This is a genomic window from Sphingobium sp. GW821-FHT02B05 (assembly GCF_059421905.1).
In genome coordinates, this window is record NZ_JBWKVW010000002.1 from 243,852 (window position 1) to 265,988 (window position 22,137).

General features: G+C 64.6%; 17 protein-coding genes. 11 read left to right on the plus strand and 6 right to left on the minus strand.

Going from position 1 to position 22,137, the window contains the following annotated elements; genetic code table 11:
* Nucleotides 1–287: 287 nt before the first annotated feature.
* The 6 genes from AC07UX_RS10920 to AC07UX_RS10945 are packed head-to-tail and all read left to right on the plus strand — an operon-like array spanning nucleotide 288 to nucleotide 7,121.
* Nucleotides 288–1,187: a hypothetical protein gene (locus tag AC07UX_RS10920; RefSeq protein ID WP_495192023.1), complete on the plus strand. Its 900-nt coding sequence runs from the start codon at nucleotides 288–290 to the stop codon at nucleotides 1,185–1,187.
* The gene (locus AC07UX_RS10925) at nucleotides 1,177–2,658 is read left to right on the plus strand and encodes an O-antigen ligase family protein (protein ID WP_495192024.1); all 1,482 of its coding nucleotides are present in this window, start codon (nucleotides 1,177–1,179) and stop codon (nucleotides 2,656–2,658) included. The genes AC07UX_RS10920 and AC07UX_RS10925 overlap by 11 nt, the downstream gene beginning before the upstream one ends.
* On the plus strand, nucleotides 2,655–4,043 hold the full coding sequence (locus AC07UX_RS10930; RefSeq protein WP_495192025.1) for an oligosaccharide flippase family protein: 1,389 nt from the start codon (nucleotides 2,655–2,657) through the stop codon (nucleotides 4,041–4,043). The genes AC07UX_RS10925 and AC07UX_RS10930 overlap by 4 nt, the downstream gene beginning before the upstream one ends.
* Entirely contained in the window at nucleotides 4,040–5,140 is a 1,101-nt protein-coding gene (locus AC07UX_RS10935) for a glycosyltransferase family 4 protein (RefSeq protein WP_495192026.1), read from the plus strand. Before AC07UX_RS10930 ends, AC07UX_RS10935 begins: the two co-directional genes overlap by 4 nt.
* Complete coding sequence (locus tag AC07UX_RS10940) at nucleotides 5,137–6,093, plus strand: glycosyltransferase family 2 protein (RefSeq protein ID WP_495192027.1); 957 nt, start codon at nucleotides 5,137–5,139, stop codon at nucleotides 6,091–6,093. Before AC07UX_RS10935 ends, AC07UX_RS10940 begins: the two co-directional genes overlap by 4 nt.
* A complete protein-coding gene (locus tag AC07UX_RS10945) occupies nucleotides 6,090–7,121 on the plus strand; it encodes a UDP-glucuronic acid decarboxylase family protein (protein ID WP_495192028.1) in 1,032 nt (343 codons plus the stop codon). The genes AC07UX_RS10940 and AC07UX_RS10945 overlap by 4 nt, the downstream gene beginning before the upstream one ends.
* 81 nt (nucleotides 7,122–7,202) lie before the next feature.
* On the opposite strand, the gene AC07UX_RS10950 is transcribed toward AC07UX_RS10945, so the two are convergent.
* Nucleotides 7,203–8,312 (minus strand): ThuA domain-containing protein, encoded by a 1,110-nt coding sequence (locus AC07UX_RS10950; protein WP_495192029.1) that lies wholly within the window; start codon nucleotides 8,310–8,312, stop codon nucleotides 7,203–7,205.
* 147 nt (nucleotides 8,313–8,459) lie between these two features.
* Between AC07UX_RS10950 and galB the strand changes: the two genes are divergently transcribed.
* On the plus strand, nucleotides 8,460–11,156 hold the full coding sequence (gene galB, locus AC07UX_RS10955; protein ID WP_495192030.1) for a beta-galactosidase GalB: 2,697 nt from the start codon (nucleotides 8,460–8,462) through the stop codon (nucleotides 11,154–11,156).
* A 53-nt stretch (nucleotides 11,157–11,209) separates the two neighbouring features.
* On the opposite strand, the gene AC07UX_RS10960 is transcribed toward galB, so the two are convergent.
* Nucleotides 11,210–11,908, minus strand: a complete 699-nt coding sequence (locus tag AC07UX_RS10960) for a pirin family protein (RefSeq protein WP_056692756.1) — start codon at nucleotides 11,906–11,908, stop codon at nucleotides 11,210–11,212.
* Between the two features lie 125 nt (nucleotides 11,909–12,033).
* Between AC07UX_RS10960 and AC07UX_RS10965 the strand changes: the two genes are divergently transcribed.
* Complete coding sequence (locus AC07UX_RS10965; protein WP_495192031.1) at nucleotides 12,034–12,963, plus strand: LysR family transcriptional regulator; 930 nt, start codon at nucleotides 12,034–12,036, stop codon at nucleotides 12,961–12,963.
* 138 nt (nucleotides 12,964–13,101) lie between these two features.
* Here the strand turns inward: AC07UX_RS10965 and AC07UX_RS10970 are convergent, their stop codons facing one another.
* The 3 genes from AC07UX_RS10970 to AC07UX_RS10980 all read right to left on the minus strand — a co-directional run bounded on the left by AC07UX_RS10970 (nucleotide 13,102) and on the right by AC07UX_RS10980 (nucleotide 17,208).
* Complete coding sequence (locus AC07UX_RS10970; protein ID WP_495192032.1) at nucleotides 13,102–13,941, minus strand: alpha/beta fold hydrolase; 840 nt, start codon at nucleotides 13,939–13,941, stop codon at nucleotides 13,102–13,104.
* A 167-nt stretch (nucleotides 13,942–14,108) separates the two neighbouring features.
* Nucleotides 14,109–16,313: a catalase/peroxidase HPI gene (katG, locus tag AC07UX_RS10975; protein ID WP_495192033.1), complete on the minus strand. Its 2,205-nt coding sequence runs from the start codon at nucleotides 16,311–16,313 to the stop codon at nucleotides 14,109–14,111.
* 247 nt (nucleotides 16,314–16,560) lie between these two features.
* On the minus strand, nucleotides 16,561–17,208 hold the full coding sequence (locus tag AC07UX_RS10980) for a TetR/AcrR family transcriptional regulator (RefSeq protein WP_495192034.1): 648 nt from the start codon (nucleotides 17,206–17,208) through the stop codon (nucleotides 16,561–16,563).
* 86 nt (nucleotides 17,209–17,294) lie between these two features.
* Between AC07UX_RS10980 and AC07UX_RS10985 the strand changes: the two genes are divergently transcribed.
* From AC07UX_RS10985 to AC07UX_RS10995, 3 genes are read left to right on the plus strand one after another with little or no spacing between them, the layout of a single operon-like run.
* Nucleotides 17,295–18,419, plus strand: a complete 1,125-nt coding sequence (locus AC07UX_RS10985) for an acyl-CoA dehydrogenase family protein (protein WP_495192035.1) — start codon at nucleotides 17,295–17,297, stop codon at nucleotides 18,417–18,419.
* Between the two features lie 24 nt (nucleotides 18,420–18,443).
* Nucleotides 18,444–19,628 (plus strand): acetyl-CoA C-acyltransferase, encoded by a 1,185-nt coding sequence (locus tag AC07UX_RS10990; RefSeq protein WP_495192036.1) that lies wholly within the window; start codon nucleotides 18,444–18,446, stop codon nucleotides 19,626–19,628.
* A 13-nt stretch (nucleotides 19,629–19,641) separates the two neighbouring features.
* Nucleotides 19,642–20,403, plus strand: a complete 762-nt coding sequence (locus AC07UX_RS10995; protein WP_495192037.1) for an SDR family NAD(P)-dependent oxidoreductase — start codon at nucleotides 19,642–19,644, stop codon at nucleotides 20,401–20,403.
* Nucleotides 20,404–20,528: 125 nt separating this feature from the next.
* Here AC07UX_RS10995 and AC07UX_RS11000 read toward each other — a convergent pair whose 3' ends face one another.
* Entirely contained in the window at nucleotides 20,529–22,136 is a 1,608-nt protein-coding gene (locus AC07UX_RS11000) for an alpha-amylase family glycosyl hydrolase (protein ID WP_495192038.1), read from the minus strand.
* Nucleotide 22,137 lies beyond the last annotated feature (1 nt).

The following is a 22,137-nucleotide window of genomic DNA, read 5'->3' on the forward strand; positions in this document are numbered from 1 at the left end:
TGGTGGGTCGGCATGGCTGTCACGCTCCGATGTAAAGTAAAAACGCCGATCAAATACATAAAATACGAATTTTCTAAGTAATCAAATTCGCATATTTCATATATATGCGATGTCATTTACCGAATCACGATATGATGAAATCAAAAATGAAAGATGATTGGTAGGATGATTAACTGTAAAATTTCCGGTTGTGCCAATTTGTGACGTTAACAATTGACCATATTGATATGGATAGGCCGGAATATATTATTGCGTTCGAAACATTTATTTCGATTCGAATTTTTCGGTTGCTGGATGGATATGGCAACCTGGCCGGGAAAGGGGTGAGCGGGCGGATGCTGTGCACATGGGGCTATCACCGGGCCGATCCGGCTGCTGCCTGGAACGGCGGCATCGGCTTTACCCGCTGCCTTGGTTGCGGTGCAGAACTGGTCCAGCGGCCCGGTGCCCGCTGGACGCGGGTGCCGCGCGGCTATGCAGTCGTTTGGCGCCCCGCCATGGAACAGCCGGTGCTGGCGGCACAGGGAAAGGCGCGCCCGTCCCCTCTTACCCGCCTGTCCCCTCTCGCCCGCCTGTCGCGGCGGGCGATCGGCCATCGGCCTCTGCCCGTCGAACCGCCCTCACGCAGCTATCGCTATCTGGCACGCCGGATCGGCGATGCGCGCACCATTGTGCTGAGTGGGCTCTGCGCTGCCGATACCGCCAATGACGCATTTCTGTTGCTCGCCGCCATGCTTCAGGAGGAGCGGGGCGGGCGAATGCTGCTGATAGACGCGACGCTCGCCGATGATGGGGTAAGCGCGCCCTTGGGCGCTCGCGGCCATCCAGGCATATCCGAAGTCCCCGTCGATGATCCCTGGCCAGCGGTGGAGGCGATGCGCCTGCTGGCGCGGCCGGACATGATCCTGCTGGGCGCCGGGCTGAACCCGGCCGCAGGGCAGCCGGACCGGATTACAGCAATGCTGCCTTTCCTGGCCGACCGGTTCGATCATATCCTGATCCAGCAACGCGACATCGGCAGCGACAGCCGCCATCTCGCACTCGCGCGCGCCGCCGATCTGGTCTGGACGCTGGCGGAGGAAGGCCGATCGGCCATGGCACGGTTGACCGATGCACGCGACGCCTTTCGCGCGCACGGAATCGTGCCTGCCGGCCTGATCCTTACGGTGCCCGCGCATGGCCGCTGATGCGATCCAGCCCGGCCGCGCCCTGATGGTCGTGGCGGCCGCCAGCGCAGCAGCGCTCGTCGTGGCGGCAGGCCTCTCATCCGGCCGCGTGCCCGCTTTGGCAGCGGTCGGCGCGGTCGCACTGGGCGGGGCGCTCTGGGCGAGCGGCAATCCCCGGCTCGCCTGCCTGTGGGGTGTCGGCCTCACCGCCCCGCTCGGCATCGCCAAGCGCTTCCATCCCATGCCCCATATGGGCGGGGCTGGCGCCTATGCGATAGAGGCGGTCGATCTGTTCCTGCTCGCCCTCCTGCTCTTTCAGTGGCGCGACGCCCGGCGTGGAGGCCCGCCGATGGCCATGCCCCTGCTTGCTTGCGGCTGGATCGCGATGATCCTGCTTGGCCTGATCGACGCGCTGACCGGTCCCTATCGCCAGCTGGCTCTGGTGGAGGCAGTACAGATGGCCAAGTCGCTGGCCTTGTTCCTGCTGCTGATCGGAGAACTGACGCGGGTACGGCGCTTCCTCCATCTCTTCGCCGCACTGGTCGTGGGTCTGGGCCTGCAAGCGGCTGTCGGCATCGCCCAATATGCGAAAAAGGGCGATATCGGTCTGCAATTTCTGGGCGAGGCGACGATGACCACGCTCGAATATGCCAATCGTGCCACCTATATGGATGGCGGCGCGACCTTCCGCATCGGCGGCTTGCTGGGCCATCCCAACATTCTGGCCGGCTATATTGCCATGCTGGCACCCATGTTGCTAGCAATGCTGATGGCGCGCCTGTCTATGGCACGAAAGCTGGCCATCGGCGGGGTGCTGGCCGTGGCGCTCCTTGCCCTGCTGCTCACCTTGTCCCGATCTGGCTGGCTGGCCTTTGCGCTCGCCGTGCCGATCGTCATGGGCCTGATGCTGCGCGACCGGCGATCGCGGCAAAGGGCGCTGGCGGGTTCCGTAATCGCGCTGGTGACCGGTTTCACCGCTACGCTGGTGACGGCACCGGCCATCATCCGCCGCTTTACCCAGAGCGATCCGGGCGCGATCGATTTCCGCTGGGACTGGATGGGGGTCGCCTGGGCCATGGTGCGCGATCATCCCTTGCTGGGCGTCGGCCTCAACAGCTTCGTCCTGCACCTGCCCGGCCGCACCATCCATGGCGGGACCGACGGGCTGACGCGCAGCTTCGGCACCAACTGGCCGGTGGTGCACGATATCTATCTGCTGATCTGGGCGGAGCAGGGGACGATCGGGTTCGCCTGTTTCCTGGCCCTGCTGATCGGCCTGCTCCGCACCGCCTTGCGCAACGCCACGCATTGCGCCGATCCGCTGCTGCACGCGCTCAACGCCGGCGCGTTGGCCGGCCTTTGCGCCAATCTCCTGGACGGTTTCGGCAGCTTCTTCCTGCGCCAGATGCCCGGCGCGCGCCTCTTCTGGATACTGGCGGCGATCATCGTCGCGGTCGATGTCTGGCAACGACGCAATGGGAGGATGGCATGACCTATCCTCTCAAAACCGGCGCAACCTTGGCGTTCGGGCGGATCGCCTTGTCCGCGGTGCGTATGCTGGCCGCGCTGATCGTCGCGCGACTGGCAGGCGCCGAGGATTTTGGCGCCTATGCGCTGCTCCTCAGTCTCGTCGGTCTTGCAGAATGGATCGCCGATTTCGGGCAGACCGACTTGGCGGTGCGCGATGCGGCACGGCGGCCGGGGCGCAAGGTGGCGGTGCTGGATGCGCTGGCGCGGGTGAAACGAGTTCAGGGGCCGACGGTGGCCGCCGCACTGCCCCTGATGATGCTGATCGCCGGGCAGGATCGCGACATGGTGATGGCGGGATGCGCAGGAAGCGTCGCCGTGCTGGCCACGGCCTGGCTGCAACCGGCGCGCGCGGCGCTGCGGCTGGGGTTATGCATGGGGCGGGATATCGGCGCAGAACTGGCCGGCGTCGCGCTGATGCTGCCGCTGCTTGCGATCGCCTGCCTGTATCGCGCGCCGCTGCCCTGGCTGATCGGCAGCGTCGCCGTCGCGCGTCTGGTGCAGGCGGCGCTCGCCGCGCGCTGGGCCGGTCCCAGGGCGAAGGCGCCGGGGAGGTTCCATACCGGCCGGCTCGTTCGGCGGGCATGGCCGCTGGGATGCGCCGGCCTGCTGGTCCTCTTTTATGATGCGATCGCGCCGCTGCTCCTTGCTCGGCTGCTGGATATGCGGGCGGTCGCCCTTTACGCGGCAGCAGCGCGCTTCGTCATGCCGGTGCTGGTCGCGATACAGGCGGTCGGCAGCGCGGCCTTCCCCCTTGTAGCCCGCGACTGGCGGCGCGATCCCGTGGCCTGCGCGCGAACGCAGCAGGCCGTGCTTGAAATGTCGGTTGCGCTGGCTGCGCTCGCATTCGCGGGCATCCATGGCGGCAGCGCCTTCCTGATGGGATTGATGGGGCCTGATTTCGTCGCCGGTACGCCGCTGCTACGCCTGATGGCCTGGACGCTGCTGGCCCGCGCCGTCACGACTGCCATGTCCCCACTGATTGTCGTCGCCGGGCGGCAGGGGCGATCGATGCTGCTCACGGTCCTTTCATTGGCCAGCCAGTGCGCCGCCCTGTTCCTGCTGGTGCCGATGCTGGGCGTGATCGGCGCCGCCTGGGCCTGCCTGCTGGTCGAATTGCTGCTCGGCACAGTCGCGGTCAGCGGGATCGCGCAAAAAGCGTCCGGCCTGCCGATCGACTGGCGCCCGATCGCGGCACTGAACGCCGGTGCCATCCTTGCAGCGTTGCTGGTCACTGCCAGCCCTCTGGCCGGCAGCCTGATCGGCGGCATCGCGGCAGCGCTCGTCATGCTGGCGCTCATCGCCCTGTCGAAGGTCCGATGGCGTCCTGTGGCCGGGGGGTTCGCATGATCCCCCGCGTTGCGATCGCCTGCCCTGGCGTAGGTCTTGTCCAGCGCGGTTTCGAGCGGCTGTTTCGCGACCTGTTCGATGAGATGCGCGGCGACTTTCCCATGACCCTGTTCAAGGGCGGCGGCAAGGCTCTGCCTGACGAAGTCGTCCTGCCCTTCCTGGCACGCGGCGGCAACGCAATCCGCTACCTGCCCTTGCACCGGCTGATGGGCCGCACGCCGATGCACACCGAATGCCTGACCTTCGCGCTGGCGTTGCTCCCGCACCTGATCGCCGGGCGCTATGACATCGTCCATGTGATCGATCCGCCACTGGCGCGCCTGCTCTTCCATCTGCGCCGCCCTTTTCGCCTGAAGTTCCGCCTTCTTTATACGGAAGGGACGGCGATGCCGCCGCGCGACTATCCGCCCTGCGACCTTTTGCACCAGATCAGTGCAGCGACTTTGGCGGATGCCGTCGCGCAGGGCCATGACCCGGCGCGCATGATATTGCGCCCTTGCGGCTATCGCCCGGACCGCTTCGTCGCCAGCGCCGATCGCGCTACGCTTCGTGCCCGGCACGGCATCACGCCCGACCGTTTCGTCATCCTGTCCGTCGCGGCGCTCAATCGCGGACATAAGCGCACCCATCATCTGATCGACGAAGTCGCGACCATGCCCGGCAATCCGCTGCTCTGGCTGGACGGCAGTCTGGACCATGGCGACCCGGACCTGCCGGCCTATGCCCGCGCGAAACTGGGCGAGCGCGTGCGCGTGACCCATGTGCCGAGCGCGCAGGTGGCGGACCTCTTCGCACTGGCCGACGTCATGCCCCACGCCGCCACGTTCGAAGCCTTCGGCCTTGCCATCGTCGAAGCGGCGGCGGCGGGCCTGCCCATCATCCTGCACGACGCGCCGCATTTCCGCTGGCTGATGCCCAACTCCGCCTGCTGGATCGACATGACCGCGCCCGGTGCGCTCGCCACGCTGCTGACGCGCATGGCCGCCGACCCTGCCGAACGCCACCGGCGGCGGATGCAGGACCATGCCCGCGCCACCTATGACTGGGCGGCGCTGCGCCCGGCCTATGCCGATCTTTACCGGAGCATGATGCCATGACGCGGCTCGCCATCATCATCGTCAACTGGAATGTTCGCGACCTGTTGCGCGACTGCCTTGCCGCCGTCCCGCTGGCGACCCGCTCGCCCCCCGGTGCGGTCGAAACGATCGTTGTGGACAATGCGTCGGCGGACGACAGCGCAACCATGATCCGCACGGACTTTCCCTGGGTGCGCCTGATCGAAAGCGGCGCCAATCTGGGTTTCGCCGATGGTTGCCAGCTTGGCTATGACATGACCGACGCGCCGGTCGTCATGCTGCTCAATCCCGACACGGTGGCCGATCCCGGCGCCATCGCCACGATGCTGGACACGATCGTCGCAGACCCCAGCATCGGCATCATCGGATCGCGGCTGCGCAACAGCGACGGCAGCTTCCAGCGGGCGTCCGGCGGTGCCTTTCCCACGCTTGCCAATCTCGGCTGGAACTATCTTTTTCTGGGCCGCCTGCTGCCCCGCCGCTGGGCGCCGCCCGCCGTCTATCTGGATGACGATCCGCCCGGCCTCCGCCCGATCGACTGGGTATCGGGCGCGTCCCTCACCTTCCGCAGGGAAGCGGTCGGCCCGCGCATCTTCCACCCGGCCTTCTTCATGTTCGGCGAGGATATGGAATTGTGCCACCGCGTCGCACGCGCCGGCTGGCGCGTCCTCTATTCCGCGCGCCAGACCATCACCCATCATCATGGCGCCAGCTTCGCGCGCCAGCCTTCGCTGGAAATCCTGTCCAGCGTCTATAAGGGGCCACGCTTCTTCTTCCGGCAAAGCCATGGGCCGCTCGCGCGGATCGCCTATGACGCCATTCTCTTCACCGGCTACGTCCTTCGCTGGGCGGGCTTCAGCCTGCTCGCCCTGCTGCGCCCCGGCCGGGGCCACGGCGCGATGGCGCGCTTCAGCCGAACCTATCTGGCCGCCATGGCCGCCACCATCTTCAGACCGAAAGGAGCAACGCGATGAACAGGGGTATCAAGCGTATATTGGTGACCGGCGGGGCCGGTTTCCTGGGGTCGCATCTGTGCGACCGGCTGGTGGCGCAGGGGCATGACGTACTGTGTGTCGACAATCTCTTTACCGGGTCGAAAAGCAATCTCACCCAGCTGCTTGGCCGGTCCAATTTCGACTATATGCGCCATGACGTGACCTTCCCCCTCTATGTCGAGGTGGATGAGATCTACAATCTCGCCTGCCCGGCGTCCCCGGTGCAATATAGCATCAATCCGGTCCAGACGACCAAGACCAGCGTGCATGGCGCGATCAACATGCTGGGGCTGGCCAAACGCACCGGCGCCAAGATCCTGCAAGCCTCGACCAGCGAAGTCTATGGCGATCCGGAGGTCCACCCCCAGCGCGAGGATTATTGGGGCCATGTGAACCCCATCGGCCCGCGCGCCTGCTACGATGAGGGCAAGCGCTGCGCCGAAACCCTCTTCTTCGACTATCATCGCGAAGGGCGGGTGCGGATCAAGGTCGCGCGCATCTTCAATACCTATGGCCCGCGCATGGACCCGGCAGACGGGCGCGTGGTGTCCAACTTCATCTGCCAGGCCCTGTTGGGCCAGCCCATCACCCTCTATGGTGACGGCCAACAGACCCGGTCCTTCTGCTATGTCGATGACCTGATCGACGGGCTGATCCGCCTGATGGGCAGCGCGGACGCGATCACCGGACCGATCAATATCGGCAACCCCGACGAATTCACCATGGTCGAACTGGCCGAAATGATCCAGGCGCTGACCGGGTCGCGATCATCCCTCATCATGCGCCCCTTGCCCGCCGACGATCCGCGCCAGCGCCGCCCGGACATCGCCCGCGCCCGCGACATGCTGGACTGGGAACCGACAGTGCGGCTGCGCGAAGGGCTGACCCGGACCATCGCCTATTTCGATGCGCTGCTGGGCGGCGCGGCCAGCCCCGTGCTGCCACTCGCCATGCCGGGCGACATCATCCTGCCGCACGTCTATCCGATCAACCGGCTGGGGGTATGAGCATTGTGAAGTCGGCCGGAACGGCCGACGAATTACAGAATGTGGTAAGCAAAAGACAATCGGAGCATCGTCCGGTTCGACCTAATCGGACGATGCTCTGACAGGTGGGCAGGCGGATCGGCGCGACGACGCCCATGCAACCGCATTTTCCAGCATGGTGACATAATGGGGGTCGGCATAGGTTTCGGGGCGATGGCCGATGCCGGAATAGAAGACCCGGCCCTTGCCGACGCAGCGGGTCCAGGCGATCGGATGGTCGCCCATGGCCAGGGCGCCGGGCTTGTAGCTGCCCTCGTCCAGCGTCGCGATCACGGCGCTGCCGGGGCGGGGATTGACGGTAAAGCTATACCATTCGTCGTTCATCACCCATTCGCCCGGCAGGCCGGCCGCCACCGGATGCGTGCGCCCCTCGACCACGACCCTGGCATCCTGAAACTGCGGGTCCATGGGGTGGCCGGCAAATTGGGTGCCGACCAGCGTATCGACATACCAGGGCCAGAAAGTGGACGGATCGCCCGACGATCCATGGACCGCGACATAGCCGCCGCCCTGTTCGATATAGGCTTCGAACGCGGTCCGCTGCGCCAGCGTCAGCACGTCGCCGCTGACATTGTTCCAGATGACGGCATCGAACTGGCGCAGCAGGGCCGGCGTCATCACGCCCCCCTTGTCGCTTACCACCACGGCCCAGCCCTTGCGCTGCGCCATCGCCTGAAAGGCGGCGCGGGCGGCATCGACCGAAGGGCCGTCGCGAAAGCCGTTGATCTTCTCGAAGATCAGCAGCCGGGGCTTGCCCTTGGGCATCGCGATGGTCGGGCGGTCGTCATCGTAGCGCGCGCAGCGCGCCACCCTGTCCTCCGCCGTGACCGGCAGGGCGCGCAGCTTCGCGTCCAGCGCCGCCATCTTGTCGGCAGGCAGGTTCTTCATCTTCGCCAGCGCCTTCAGGTTCAGGATCGCGGCAAAGGTCGGCGCCTGCGTCGCAAAGAAGCGCGGGGGCAGGGCGGTGAAGACTTCCGGCACATCCGCCTCCAGCATCGCTTTGGCCGCTGGGCTCAGCAACAGGTCGACGATCGGCGATTGCGTGGAAAAGGGCGCATCGCGTAGAGCACAATCGGTGACGGGCTTAGCCATCGCACCGATGGGCGACAACGCCAACAACAGGGCGGCACCAGCCGCAAACGCTTTTCTCATGTCCCTCTCCCACGCTTTTTTCGCTTTTCCTAGCTCGCCCGGCGGCGCACGGAAAGCCGATCCGTGCGCCACTTCATGGCTTGCAAAAACAGCCTCTATCGCTCAGAGTAATGATAACGCTACCAGGCGCAAGCGAACAGGGAGAGAATGATGAAACCACTGTCCAACTCGGTGTCGCATTGGCGACGGCTGGTCTCCCTCTCCGCCATGGCCCTGGCCTCTCTTCCGGCTTCGCTGCTCGCCGCCGACAGCGTTTCGATCAGCAAGGACTGGCGCTTCACGAAGGGCGATCCGGCTGGCCTTACCACCGATCTGCGCTACGACGTCCGCCCGCCGATCGAGGATACGGGCGATGGCAAGCTGGCCGACACGCCCGCCGACGCAGCCGTGAAGGTGGAAGATAGCGGCGCCAACGTACTGAAGCCCTGGATTTTGCCCAGCGCCAATCCCTTCATCAAGGATCCGGCCAAACATCATGTCCGCCCGGCCGGCAATCCCGGTGGCGACGTCCCCTATGTTCGGGCCGGTTTCGACGACAGCGGCTGGACCCATGTGGACCTGCCGCATGACTGGGCGATCGCCGGTCCCTTCATCAAGGACGGACCCTATGGCGGCATGGGCCGCCTGCCCAGCTGGGGCATCGGCTGGTATCGCAAGACGCTCGACATTCCCGCCAGCGACAAAGGCCAGTCCATCTTCCTCGATGTGGAAGGCGCCATGTCCTACGCCACCGTCTGGCTGAACGGGAAACTCGTCGGCGGCTGGCCCTATGGCTATAACAGCTTCCGCCTCGACCTGACGCCCTATGCGGTGCCGGGGGCCAGGAACCAGCTTGCCATCCGCCTCGACAATCCCGCCGCCTCTGCGCGCTGGTATCCGGGCGGCGGCCTCTATCGCGACATCTACCTCACCACCGCGAACAAGGTGCATGTCGGCCAGTGGGGCGGGACAGTCCGCACGCCGCAGGTAGCCAAGGAACGCGCGACCGTGGATCTCAGCCTGACGCTCGACAATGATGGCGACAAGCCCGCACAGGTCGAAGTCTCGACGGATCTTTATCCGCTGGATGCTGAGGGCAAGCGCACCGGCCGCCGGGTGGCAAGCATCACGCGCCAGTCCGCCAGCATCGCGCCGGGCGGGAAGGCGGTGCTGAACGGCTCCACCACCCTCGCCAATCCCCGCCTCTGGGGACCGCCGCCCACGCAGCAACCCAACCGCTATGTCGCCGTTTCCACCGTGACGCAGGGCGGCAAGGTGATCGACACCTATGAAACCCGCTTCGGCGTGCGCGACATCAGGTTCGATCCCGACAAGGGTGTGATCGTCAATGGCGAACATATCCCCCTGCGCGGCGTCAACAATCATCATGATCTTGGCGCGCTGGGCGCTGCCTTCAACGCCCGCGCAGCCGAACGCCAGCTGGAAATATTGCGCGACATGGGCACCAACGCGGTGCGCATGAGCCACAATCCCCCCGCGCCCGAACTGCTCGAACTCACCGACCGCATGGGCTTCCTGGTGATGGACGAAGTGTTCGACAGCTGGGAAAAGAAGAAGACGCCGCACGACTTCCACCTGATCTTCCCCGACTGGCATGAGGCGGATGCCCGCGCCATGCTGCGCCGCGACCGCAACCACCCCTCCATCATCCTGTGGAGCGTCGGCAATGAAGTGGGCGAACAATATGATGGCGAAGCGGGCGCCAAGATCGGCCGCGAACTGGTCGCCATCGCGCATGAGGAAGACCCGACCCGTCCCGCCACGGGCGCCATGAACTTTGCCAAGGCGGACATGCTGCTGCCGACCACCGTGGACGTCATCAGCCTCAATTATCAGGGCGCGGGTATTCGCGGCATCGTTGGCCAATATCCCAACTTCCGCGCGAAATTCCCGGACAAGGTCATCCTGTCCACCGAAAGCGCCTCGGCGCTCTCCAGCCGCGGCGAATATATGTTCCCGGTCGCAGGCGCCATCAGCGGCCCGGTGCGCCCCTGGTCGGGCGGCAATCCCGACACGCATCAGGTGTCGGCCTATGAACTGCACGCCGCCGATTTCGGCTCTTCGCCCGATCGGGTGTGGGCCGCTGACGACCAGAACCCCTATGTCGCGGGGGAATTTGTCTGGACCGGCTTCGACTATCTTGGCGAGCCCACGCCCTATTACACGTCGCGCAGCAGCTATTCGGGCATCATGGATCTGGCCGGTTTCCCCAAGGATCGCTTCTGGCTCTATCAGGCGCGCTGGCGCCCGGACCTGAAATTCGCCCATATCCTGCCGCACTGGACCTGGCCCGACCGGGTGGGGCAAATCACCCCCGTCCATGTCTTCTCCTCGGCGGATGAGGGCGAATTGTTCGTCAACGGCAAGTCGCAGGGCAAGATTAAGAAGCGCGACTATGAATATCGCTTCCGCTGGGACTATGTCGTCTATGAACCGGGTGAGCTGAAGGTCGTCACCTGGAAGAAGGGCCAGCCCTGGGCGACCGCCACGATCCGCACCGTAGGCGAAGCGGCCAGGCTGTCGCTGACCGCCGACCGCCCCGCAATCGCCAGCGACGGCCGCGACCTCAGCTTCGTCACGCTCAAAGTGCTGGACAAGGACGGGAATGTGGTCCCGGCCGCCAAGCAGAAGGTCGATTTCACGATCGAGGGGCCGGGCGAGATCGTCGCGACGGACAATGGCGATCCAACGGACATGACTGCCTTCCCGTCCAGGAGCCGCGATGCCTTCAACGGCCTTGCTCTGGCGATCGTGAAGGGCGACCCCAAGCGTAAGGGCAAGATCATCCTGCGCGCCCGCGCACCAGGACTGGGCGAAACGCAGGTGGAGATCGTCACCCGTTAGGGCATGAGCGAAAAGGGCAGGGCTGTCCCATATGGACGACCCTGCCCCTTTGATCAGGCGGCGTCGACCAGCACGATTTCGCTGTCCTCGATAGCCGTCACGCGGATGACCTCGACGTCGCTGATCGCTACGCCGTCGCGCGCATTGGCACGGACATCGTCGATCTGGATCGCGCCGGTGGCGGGCACCAGATAGGCCTTGCGATCGGCACCGATCGGATAGTCGGCGCTTTCCCCGGCCTTCAGCGTCGCCGCAACGATCCGCGCATCGGTGCGGATGGTCAGCGCGTCATTGTCATTCTCATATCCCGACGCCAGCGTCACGAAATGCCCCGACCGTTCGCCCTTGGGGAAGGGACGGGCGCCCCAGCTGGGCGCTTCGCCCTGACGGGTGGGGATGATCCAGATCTGGAAGATCTTCGTCGTCACATCTTCGCGATTATATTCCGAATGGCGCACGCCGGTGCCTGCGCTCATCACCTGTACGTCGCCCGCTTCGGTCCGGCCCTTGTTGCCCAGGCTGTCTTCATGGGTGATCGCGCCTTCCCGAACATAGGTGATGATTTCCATGTCGCGATGCGGGTGGGGCGGGAAACCGGTATGCGGCGCGATCGTGTCGTCGTTCCAGACGCGCAGATTGCCCCAATGCATGCGGGCGGGATCATGATAGCCGGCGAAGGAAAAATGATGCTTGGCGTCGAGCCAGCCATGATTGTCACCGCCAAGGCTGTCGAAGGGGCGCAGTTCGATCATTGTCGTATCTCCTGATCGGGCGGAGGGCCGGGATGGCGTCGCCCTTGTTTAAGACGTCTTTACCCCTTGCCATCTTTCCTGTTCAGATGGATAAAACCGATCCTTATGTTCGAGGAAATGGAATAGTGAACAATCCCGGTACACCGACATTCGACCAGCTGCGCATCTTTCTGGCGATCGTGGACACAGGCAGTTTTGCCGCTGCCGGGCGCAAGCTGAACCGCGCCGTGTCGGTCATCAGCTATGGCATTTCCAATCTGGAGGCGCAGCTGGGCCTGTCCCTCTTCGATCGGGAAGGGACGCGCAAGCCGCAACTGACCGTCGCGGGCCGCGCCTTGCTGGCCGAGGCGCGCAGCATTTCCCACGGCCTGGATGGATTGCGCGCGAAGGTAAAGGGTTTGCTCGACGGGCTGGAGGCGGAAGTCGATCTGGCGGTCGATGTTATGCTGCCGTCCGACCGGCTGGGCAAGGTGCTGCGCGCCTTTTCGCAGGCCTTTCCGACGGTGCAGCTGCGTCTCCATGCCGAAGCATTGGGCGCCATCACCGCGATGGTGCTGGATCGGGCAGCCGTGATCGGCATTTCAGGCCCGCTATCCGCCGGTGTCGAGGGGATTGAGAGAATGGCCGCCGGCCTCGTGCCGATGGTCCCGGTCGCCGCGCCCGACCATCCACTGGGCCGCATGGAGAAGATCGCGCCGGGGGCCGGCCGCACCTATACGCAATTGGTGCTGACCGACCGGTCCCGCTTTACCGAGGGGCAGGATTTTTCCGTGAGCAGCCCCAAAACCTGGCGTCTGGCCGATCTGGGCGCAAAACATGCGCTGCTGCGCGAAGGCATTGGCTGGGGCAATATGCCGCTGCCGATGATCGAGGGGGATTTGGTGGCCGGTACGCTGGTGCGGCTGGTCATGCCCGACCATAGCGGGGGCACCTATCGTTTTTCGGGCATCTGGCGCCGCGATACGCCGCCGGGGCCGGCCGCAAGCTGGCTGCTCGACCAGTTTGTCGGACTGGGCCGCGACGACATGGAGCCGGACGGCATGAGCGACGTCTGATCCGTCACCCCACCGTCCGGCTTCCTGTCATCATGGCAGTAACCGCCTGGCCGCCACCTCGACGCCGTTCGCTTAGAGCCTGTCGAGAAGTATTCTCGAATATGCTCGAAACGAACGCCGGGTGTTGGGCGGTGCCTTTTAACCCTGGATGAAGGCCAGGATATCGGCGTTCAGCTCATCGGCGTTCACCGTCAACATGCCGTGCGAATAGCCTTCGTAGATTTTCAGCGTGGCGTCGGGCAGCAACTCCGCCTGCAACACGCCGGCATTTTTATACGGTACCACCTGATCGCCATCGCCATGCAGCACCAGCGTCGGCACCGTGATCGCCTTCAGATCGTCGGTCTGATCGGTTTCGGAAAAGGCCTTGATCCCTTCATAATGGGCAAGCGCGCTGCCGTTCAGGCCCTGCCGCACCCAATTGTCGATGACGGCAGGCTTCACATCGGCGCCATCCCGGTTGAAGCCGTAGAAGGGGCCGCTCGCGACATCGCGGAAGAATTGGGCCCGATTGGCGGCGAGCCCGGCGCGCAGACCGTCGAACACATCCATCGGCAGGCCGCTGGGATAGCGATCCGTCTTCAGCATGATCGGTGGCACCGCGCTCACCAGCACCGCCTTGGCGACGCGGCCCTGCGGCAGGCCATGGTGGGCAACATAGGCGGCCACTTCGCCGCCACCGGTCGAATGGCCGATATGAACGGCATTCTTCAGGTCCAGATGTTCGGCGACCGCGGCGGCGTCGGCGGCATAATGGGCCATGTCATGGCCGAAATCGACCTGCGCCGAACGGCCATGGCCGCGGCGATCATGGGCGATGACACGATAGCCCTTGGACAGGAAGAACAGCATCTGCGCATCCCAGTCGTCCGACGACAGGGGCCAGCCATGGTGGAACATGATCGGCTGGGCATCCTTGCTGCCCCAATCCTTGTAGAAGATATCGACGCCGTCGGTGGTGGTGATGAACTGGCTCATGGGAAGGCTCCTTGCTGGGTATCGGCCGGATCGTCCGGGCTGAACCAAGGTCTAGTCCAACTTCATTGTTCAGCGCATATGTATAAAATCGGTTCAATCATTCGATATTGTCGAAAAGCTGGCGACGATCCGGGGATCGCCGCCAGCTGTCCAACTCGCTGTCTCGCTTAGGCGGCCAGGTCGAACCGGTCGGCATTCATCACCTTGGTCCAGGCCGCCACGAAGTCGCGGACGAACTTGTCATTTGCGTCGGAAGACGCATAGACCTCCGCCAACGCACGCAACTGCGAATTGGCGCCGAAGGCAAGGTCGGTGCGGGTCGCCGTCCACCGCTGCTCGTTGCTGGCCCGGTCGGTGCCCACGAACGTCTCGTCGCTCGTGTCGTCCACCTGTTTCCAGGCCGTACCCATATCGAGCAGATTGACGAAATAGTCGTTCGTCAGCTGCCCGACCCGATCGGTCAGTACGCCATGGGTCGAACCGCCATGATTGGCGCCCAGCACGCGCAAGCCGCCCACGAGCACCGTCATTTCCGGCGCAGACAGCCCCAATAGTTGCGCTCGATCGACCAGCAACTCCTCGGTCGGCACATTGTAGCGCGTCTGGAGATAGTTGCGGAAACCATCGGCCTTGGGCTCCAGTACCGCAAAGCCGTCGACATCGGTCTGATCCTGCGACGCATCGGTGCGTCCCGGCGTGAACGGCACGGTCACATCATGGCCTGCCGCCTTCGCCGCCTGCTCGATGCCGACGCTGCCGCCCAGCACGATCAAATCCGCAACCGACGCGCCGCTGTCGTTGGCGATCGCCTCATAAACCGCCAGCACTCGTGCCAGTTCGGCCGGTTCGTTGACATCCCAGTCCTTTTGCGGCGCGAGCCGGAGGCGACCGCCATTGGCGCCACCGCGATGGTCGGAACCGCGATAGGTGACGGCGGATGCCCAGGCGGTCTTGACCAGATCGGCAACGGACAGGCCCGCCCCGGCAATCTTATGCTTGAGCGCAGCGATGTCCGCTTCGCGCAGGGCAGGCCCGGTCGGCGCAGGGATCGGGTCTTGCCAGATCAGGTCTTCGGCCGGGACGTCCGGGCCGAGATACCGGACCTTCGGCCCCATGTCGCGATGGCACAGCTTGAACCAGGCGCGGGCGAAGGCGTCGGCGAAATAGGCCGGGTCTGCCCGGAATTTCTCCATCACCGCGCGATAGGCCGGGTCCACCTTCATCGCCATGTCGGCGGTGGTCATCATCGTGGGCACCTTGACGCCGGGCGTATGCGCCTTGGGCGCCAGCGTCTCTTCCGGGTTGCCGACCGGCTGCCACTGCTTGGCGCCCGCCGGGCTGCGGACCAGCTGATATTCATGGTCCAGCAGCATGTCGAAATAGGTCATGTCCCACGTAATCGGCGTCGGCGTCCAGGCGCCTTCGATCCCGCTGGTGATGGTATGGTCGCCCATCCCGCTTTCATGGCCGCTCTGCCAGCCCAGGCCCTGCTGCGCGATATCCGCGCCTTCGGGCTCTGCACCGACCAGCGATGCGTCGCCTGCGCCATGCGCCTTGCCGAACGTATGTCCGCCCGCCGTCAGCGCCGCCGTTTCCTCGTCATTCATGCCCATGCGGGCGAAGGTTTCGCGAATATCGCGGCCCGACTGGAGCGCATCGGGATTGCCGCCCGGCCCTTCGGGATTGACGTAGATCAGCCCCATCTGGATCGCAGCCAGCGGGCTTTCCAGCGCCATGTCCTTTTCGGGCTGGATGCGCGTTTCATTGGCCTCGTCGCCGACCCAATTTTCTTCCGTACCCCAATAGATGTCCTTCTCCGGCTCGAACACATCCGCGCGCCCGCCGCCAAAGCCGAAGACCGGGCCGCCCATCGATTCGATCGCGACATTGCCGGCCAGGATCATCAGGTCCGCCCAACTCAGCTGCTGGCCATATTTCTGCTTGATCGGCCACAGCAGCCGGCGCGCCTTGTCCAGATTGCCATTGTCCGGCCAGCTGTTGAGCGGGGCGAAACGCTGCGACCCGGACGATGCGCCACCACGCCCGTCGCCGGTGCGATAGGTACCGGCACTATGCCAGGCCATGCGGATGAAGAAGGGACCGTAATGGCCGTAATCCGCCGGCCACCATGGCTGGCTGTCGGTCATCAGCGCGGTCAGATCCGCTTTCAGCGCATCATAATCGATCGTCTTGAACGCGGCCGCATAATCGAAATCCTTGTCCAGCGGATTGCCCGACAGGCCGTTTTGCTGGAGGATGTCGAGCGACAGCTGGTTGGGCCACCAGTCGCGATTGGTCCGGCCCAGCAAGGTGCGCCGTGCGGCCGGCTCCTTCATCGGACAACCCAGCGGGTCGGAAGTCTTCGCATCCATGAGATATTCTCCTGTCATTTCCCTGCGTCGGTTCTAGAATTGGTCAAAGCGCTCGCAAAACCGAGATTATCGCTCTGTCTGATTGATAGAATTGCGCAATGGCGCGCCGGTGACAATGCGCCGAATATGTACGTTTCATCCAAAAGATGGCCACAACGCTGCCGTCCCCGCCATCATGGGTGATGGCATGCAGATCAGGCGCGCGCCGGAACGCGCCAGCGGGCAGGGTTGCGCCTGACGCGGAACGTCAACTGCGCGGGGTAAGGCCGCCCAGGGCGATATCGACCAGCTTCTCCGCGACCTCTCGCGGACTGAGCGGCCCTTCTGGATCATGCCAGCGCGCCGGCCAGTTGAGCGCCCCCGCCAGCGCGAAGGAGGCAAAGCGCACATCGACCGGCGCAATGGAGCGATCGGCGATCCCCTGCGCGATCATGTCGCGCACCGCCTCATCAATCTCTCTTTTGCGCGCCCGAAACCGGATGGCGCTGTCCATCGACAGCACTTCCTCGTTGGTGCGGATCACGCAACGGCCGAAATCATCCATGTTGATACAGGCATAGCGAAGCAGGAAGGCGCGTAGCCGGTCATGACCGCTGCCCGGCGTCCCGGCGGCCGCATCCGCCGCCTCGCGCAGCATGGACAGGCCACGATTGACGCATTCGACCAGCACCTGCTCCTTGTTGCCCAGATAATGGTATATGGTCGGCTTGCTGATACCCAGACTCGCGGCGACATCGTCGAGCGAGGCGGCATGATAGCCGCGCGCGTTGAACATGCGCACCGCCGCCACCAGCACGGCTTCCCGCTTGTCCGCCCGGTCCTGTTCCCGTTCCGACTTGCTGCGAAAGGGCGAGGCAAGAGGCTGGGCAGGCGTGATGGCGACGGACTTGGGCAATAGTGGCTCCTTGGGCGTTGCGAGCATTGACAAGAAACGTAGGAACAATCAATATACTCACCAGTATATAAAATACGAGAGAGTAGATGCTGACGGATGTTCAGGCCGCCATTCGCGATACGGTGCGCGATTTCGCACAAAATATGATCCGCCCGCACAGCGCGCGCTTCGAGTCGGAGGGCGGCTATCCGGCTGCCTTGTTCAAGGACTTGGCGGGGCTTGGCCTGTGGGGCATGACCGCGCCCGAAGCCTTTGGCGGCGCGGAGGCGGATGCCGTCTCCTACGCGCTGGCCCTGATGGAGATCGCGGCGGCGGATGGCGCATTGTCCACCATCGTCTCGATCCAGAACAGCATCCTCGTCTCTGGCTTGCTCAAGGATGGCAGCGAAGCCCAGAAATCACGCTTCCTTCCCGACCTTATTGGAGGAAAGACCATCGGCGCCTTTGCCCTGACCGAAGCCGACGCCGGATCCGACGCATCGGCCGTGCGCACCCGCGCGGTGAAGGTCGACGGCGGGTGGCGCATCAATGGCGCCAAGCAGTTCATTACGTCAGGCAAGATCGCGGGTCTGGTGATGATCATTGCCGTCACTGACCCGGAAGCCGGCAAGAAGGGCCTGTCCGCCTTCATCGTACCGACCGACCGGCCCGGCTATGGCGTGGACAAGGTCGAACATAAGTTGGGGCAGGGTGCGTCGGATACCTGCGCGTTGCGCTTCGACGACATGTTCGTGGAGGACGACCTGCTGATCGGGCATCCGGGACAGGGCTATCGCATCGCGCTCGCCAACCTCGAAACCGGTCGCATCGGCATCGCCGCCCAGTGCGTCGGCATGGCGCAGGCCGCGCTGGAGATCGCGGTCGCCTATGCCAGGGATCGCCAGAGTTTCGGCAAGGCGATCATCGAGCATCAGGCGGTGGGCTTTCGCCTGGCGGATCTCGCCACCCGGCTGGAGGCGGCGCGCCAGCTCGTCCTGCACGCCGCCCGGACCAAGGATGCCGGGCTACCCTGCCTCGCCGAAGCCTCCATGGCCAAGCTCTTTGCCTCCGAAGCGGCCGAAGCGATCGTGTCCGGCGCGATGCAGACGCTGGGCGGATATGGCTATCTGGAGGAATATGGCATCGCCAAAATCTATCGCGACGTGCGCGTGTGCCAGATTTACGAAGGCACGTCGGACATTCAGCGCATGGTGATCGCGCGCAGCCTTTAACCACGCTATTTCAGGAGAGAGACCATGCAGGACGATCCGGTCGTCATCGTCAGCTATGCCCGCACGCCGATGGGCGGGTTTCAGGGCGCCTTGTCATCCGTAAAGGCCACCGAACTGGGTGCCGCGGCCGTGAAGGCGGCCGTCGAGCGCGCCGGTGCGCCGAGCGATGCCATCGACCGCATCTATATGGGTTGCGTGCTGCCCGCCGGCCTGGGGCAGGCGCCCGCTCGTCAGGCAGCTCTTGGCGCTGGCCTCGGTCTCAACACGCAAGCCACTACCGTCAACAAGATGTGCGGCTCCGGCATGCAGGCCGCGATCATGGCGCATGAGGCGCTGGCGTCCGGCGCGGCCGACATCGTCATTGCGGGCGGCATGGAAAGCATGACCAACGCGCCCTATGCCTTGCCCAAGCATCGCGGCGGCGCGCGCATCGGCCATGACCGCATCGTCGACACGATGATGATGGACGGCCTGGAGGATGCCTATGAGCCCGGCAAGGCGATGGGCGTCTTTGCCGAAGAAGCGGTGCGCGACTATCAGTTCACGCGCGAGGATCAGGACGCTTATGCCATACGCTCGCTCGAACGCGCCAATGCAGCGATCGGCAGCGGTGCCTTCACCCGGGAAATCACGCCGGTGTCGGTCAAGGGCAGGGGTGGTGACATGATCGTCGATACCGACGAGCAACCGGGCAAGGCCAGGCCGGAGAAAATCCCCTCGCTTAAACCCGCCTTCGTCAAGGACGGCACCATCACCGCTGCCAATGCGTCCTCCATTTCGGACGGCGCGGCGGCGCTGGTCATGACCCGCGCCAGCGTGGCGGAAAAGCTCGGCCTCAAGACAGTGGCAAAGGTCGTCGCGACCGCCGCCCATGCGCATGAGCCGTCCAAATTCACCACCGCACCGGTGCCTGCCATGCGCAAGGCGCTAGACAAGGCCGGCTGGACGGTTGCCGATGTCGACCTGTTCGAGGTGAACGAGGCCTTCGCCGTGGTCGCCATGATCGCCGCCAGGGAACTGGGCATCCCGGACGACCGGATCAACGTCAATGGCGGCGCGACCGCGCTCGGCCACCCGATCGGCGCATCGGGCGCCCGCATCCTGGCGACGCTGATCGCGGCGCTGGAGACGCGCGGCCTCAAGCGCGGCGTGGCGAGCCTGTGCATTGGCGGCGGCGAAGCAACCGCCATGGCCATCGAATTGATCTGAAGGAGACAGCGACATGGATATCAAAGGCGTAGCGGCGATCGTCACCGGCGGCGCGTCGGGGCTGGGCAAGGCGACCGCTGCGATGCTGGCGGCGCAGGGTGCCAGGGTCGCGATCTTCGACCTGAATGAGGATGCGGGAAAGGCGACCGCACAGGGGCTCGGAGGTGTCTATGTCGCTGTCAACGTCGCAGACGATGCCAGCGTCACGGCGGGTCTGGATGCGGCCGAAGCAGCACATGGCGTCGCCCGCATCCTAGTCAACTGCGCGGGCATCGCCCCGGCCGTAAAGACGGTGGGCAAGGAAAATGTGCCGCACCCGCTCGACACCTTCGCCAAGACGGTGGCGGTCAACCTGATCGGCAGCTTCAACGTCATTTCCAAATTCTCCGCACGCCTCGCCGCGGCGGACGAGGTGGACGGCGAACGCGGCGTCATCGTCAATACCGCATCGGTCGCCGCCTATGACGGGCAGGTCGGCCAGGCAGCCTACAGCGCGTCGAAGGGCGGCGTCGTCGGCATGACCCTGCCGATCGCCCGCGACCTCGCCCAGCACAAGATCCGCGTCATGACGATCGCGCCCGGCATTTTCCTGACGCCGATGCTGGAGGCATTTCCGCAAAATGTTCAAGACGCGCTGGGTGCGCAGGTGCCGCATCCCAGTCGCCTGGGCAAGCCTGCCGAATATGCGCAACTGGTGGAAAGCATCGTCCGCAATCCGATGCTGAACGGCGAAGTCATCCGCCTCGACGGCGCGATCCGCATGGCGCCGCGCTAGACGATAAAGCCCCCGGACCGGTGTGCAGCCCGATCCGGGGGCGGGGAGACCGGCCTCAAAGACCGGATTGCGAAGGCCCTTGCCCTTCGTGCGCGTCCAGCGGACGGAGGGCGCTTTCTGCTGCCCTATTCCTCGATCACCAGCGCGCCGAAAGGCGGCAATATGCCGGGCGCGGCGCCGTTGACGGTGCTGATCAGCTTGTTCGTCGGCGCGATCTGTTCCGGCCAGGCTGCCGGCTCGCCCGACAGGTTGAACAGGCAAAGCAGCGACTGGCCATCGGCGGTGCGTCGAAACAGCAAACGCTGCTTGTCGGCGATAAGGATCTCCAGACGGCCATGGCGCAACGCCGGATGCGCCTTGCGCAGGGCCAGCATGGCGCGGGTATGGTTGAGCAGCGAGTTGGCGTCCACCTCCTGCGCGTCGACCGCCAGCGCCAGATGATCCGCGCCATGCGGAAGCCAGGATTCGACGTCGCTAAACCCCGCCTGCGCTGCGTCCGCTGCCCATGGCAAAGGCGTCCGCGCGCCGTCGCGCGACAGGGTCAGCGGCCAGTTGGCTATCGCTTCGGGATCTTGCAGCCGCTCAAAGGGAATATCCACCTGGGTGATGCCCAGTTCCTCCCCCTGATAGAGGATCGCGTTGCCGCGAAGCGCGACCAGCAGCATCGCCTTCAGCCGCGCGAAGGCCGGGCGATCCTCCGGCGCGCACCAACGCGACAGTGCGCGTGGCGCATCGTGATTTTCGAACGCCCAGCTCGGCCAGCCCATGCCCGGCTCGTCGGGCCAGCGATCGACCGTGTCTGCCACCAGCGTCGGCGTCAGCGCGTCGGCATAGAGGAAGTTGAAACCGTAAGCGCTGTTGAGATGGCCTTCGCCTGCGGTATAAGCCTTCATCTCCGCTTCGGACAGGTCGCCACCCACCTCTGCCACGGTAAAGATCGCGCCATATTCGTTACAGAGCGTGCGAATACGCTTGATGAAATCGACCACGCCGGGATGGGACTGGCTGTAGCGCTTGATCTGGAAATCGAAGGATCGGGTCCGCGGCTTCCCTGTTTGCGGCGCGGGCGGATTGTCGCGCAGCAGCGGATCATGCATCGAATGATTGAGCGCATCGAGGCGGAAGCCATCGACGCCGCGGTCCAGCCAGAAACGCATCGCATGCAGCAGCGCATCCTGCACCGCCGGGTTATGGACGTTAAGCTGCGGCTGACTGCTCAGAAACTGGTGCATATAATATTGGCCGCGCCGCCCGTCCCAGGTCCAGGCCGGGCCGCCGAACACAGACTGCCAGTTATTGGGCGGGGTGCCGTCTTCGCGTGGATCGACCCAGACGAACCAGTCGGCCTTTTCACCCGTCCGGCTGGCGCGGCTTTGCGCGAACCAGTCGTGCTGGTCGGACGTATGGGCATAGACCTGATCGATCGTGACTTTCAGTCCCAATGCGTGCGCACGCGCGACCAGCGCGTCGAAATCCGCCAGCGTGCCGAAGATCGGATCGACATCGCAATAGTCAGCGATGTCATAGCCGAAATCACGCATCGGAGAGGTGAAGAAAGGGGAGATCCAGATGGCGTCAGCGCCCAGCTTCGCGACATGGTCCAGCCGCGCCGTGATGCCATTGAGGTCCCCGATACCGTCGCCATTGCTGTCCTGAAAACTGCGCGGATAGATTTGGTAGATTACCGCTCCCTTCCACCAGGGCTGATCGGTCGATGTCGTCGCAAGCGTCATG

Excerpts from the sequence above, each read along its gene's own strand:
- AC07UX_RS10930 (WP_495192025.1), top strand. The coding sequence starts at position 2,655 with ATGACCTATCCTCTCAAAACCGGCGCAACCTTGGCGTTCGGGCGGATC.
- AC07UX_RS10940 (WP_495192027.1), top strand. The coding sequence starts at position 5,137 with ATGACGCGGCTCGCCATCATCATCGTCAACTGGAATGTTCGCGACCTG.
- AC07UX_RS10970 (WP_495192032.1), bottom strand. The coding sequence starts at position 13,941 with ATGAGCCAGTTCATCACCACCACCGACGGCGTCGATATCTTCTACAAG.
- AC07UX_RS10960 (WP_056692756.1), bottom strand. The coding sequence starts at position 11,908 with ATGATCGAACTGCGCCCCTTCGACAGCCTTGGCGGTGACAATCATGGC.
- AC07UX_RS10945 (WP_495192028.1), top strand. The coding sequence starts at position 6,090 with ATGAACAGGGGTATCAAGCGTATATTGGTGACCGGCGGGGCCGGTTTC.
- AC07UX_RS10935 (WP_495192026.1), top strand. The coding sequence starts at position 4,040 with ATGATCCCCCGCGTTGCGATCGCCTGCCCTGGCGTAGGTCTTGTCCAG.
- AC07UX_RS10985 (WP_495192035.1), top strand. The coding sequence starts at position 17,295 with ATGCTGACGGATGTTCAGGCCGCCATTCGCGATACGGTGCGCGATTTC.
- galB (WP_495192030.1), top strand. The coding sequence starts at position 8,460 with ATGATGAAACCACTGTCCAACTCGGTGTCGCATTGGCGACGGCTGGTC.
- AC07UX_RS10995 (WP_495192037.1), top strand. The coding sequence starts at position 19,642 with ATGGATATCAAAGGCGTAGCGGCGATCGTCACCGGCGGCGCGTCGGGG.
- AC07UX_RS10925 (WP_495192024.1), top strand. The coding sequence starts at position 1,177 with ATGGCCGCTGATGCGATCCAGCCCGGCCGCGCCCTGATGGTCGTGGCG.
- AC07UX_RS11000 (WP_495192038.1), bottom strand. The coding sequence starts at position 22,136 with ATGACGCTTGCGACGACATCGACCGATCAGCCCTGGTGGAAGGGAGCG.
- katG (WP_495192033.1), bottom strand. The coding sequence starts at position 16,313 with ATGGATGCGAAGACTTCCGACCCGCTGGGTTGTCCGATGAAGGAGCCG.
- AC07UX_RS10950 (WP_495192029.1), bottom strand. The coding sequence starts at position 8,312 with ATGAGAAAAGCGTTTGCGGCTGGTGCCGCCCTGTTGTTGGCGTTGTCG.
- AC07UX_RS10990 (WP_495192036.1), top strand. The coding sequence starts at position 18,444 with ATGCAGGACGATCCGGTCGTCATCGTCAGCTATGCCCGCACGCCGATG.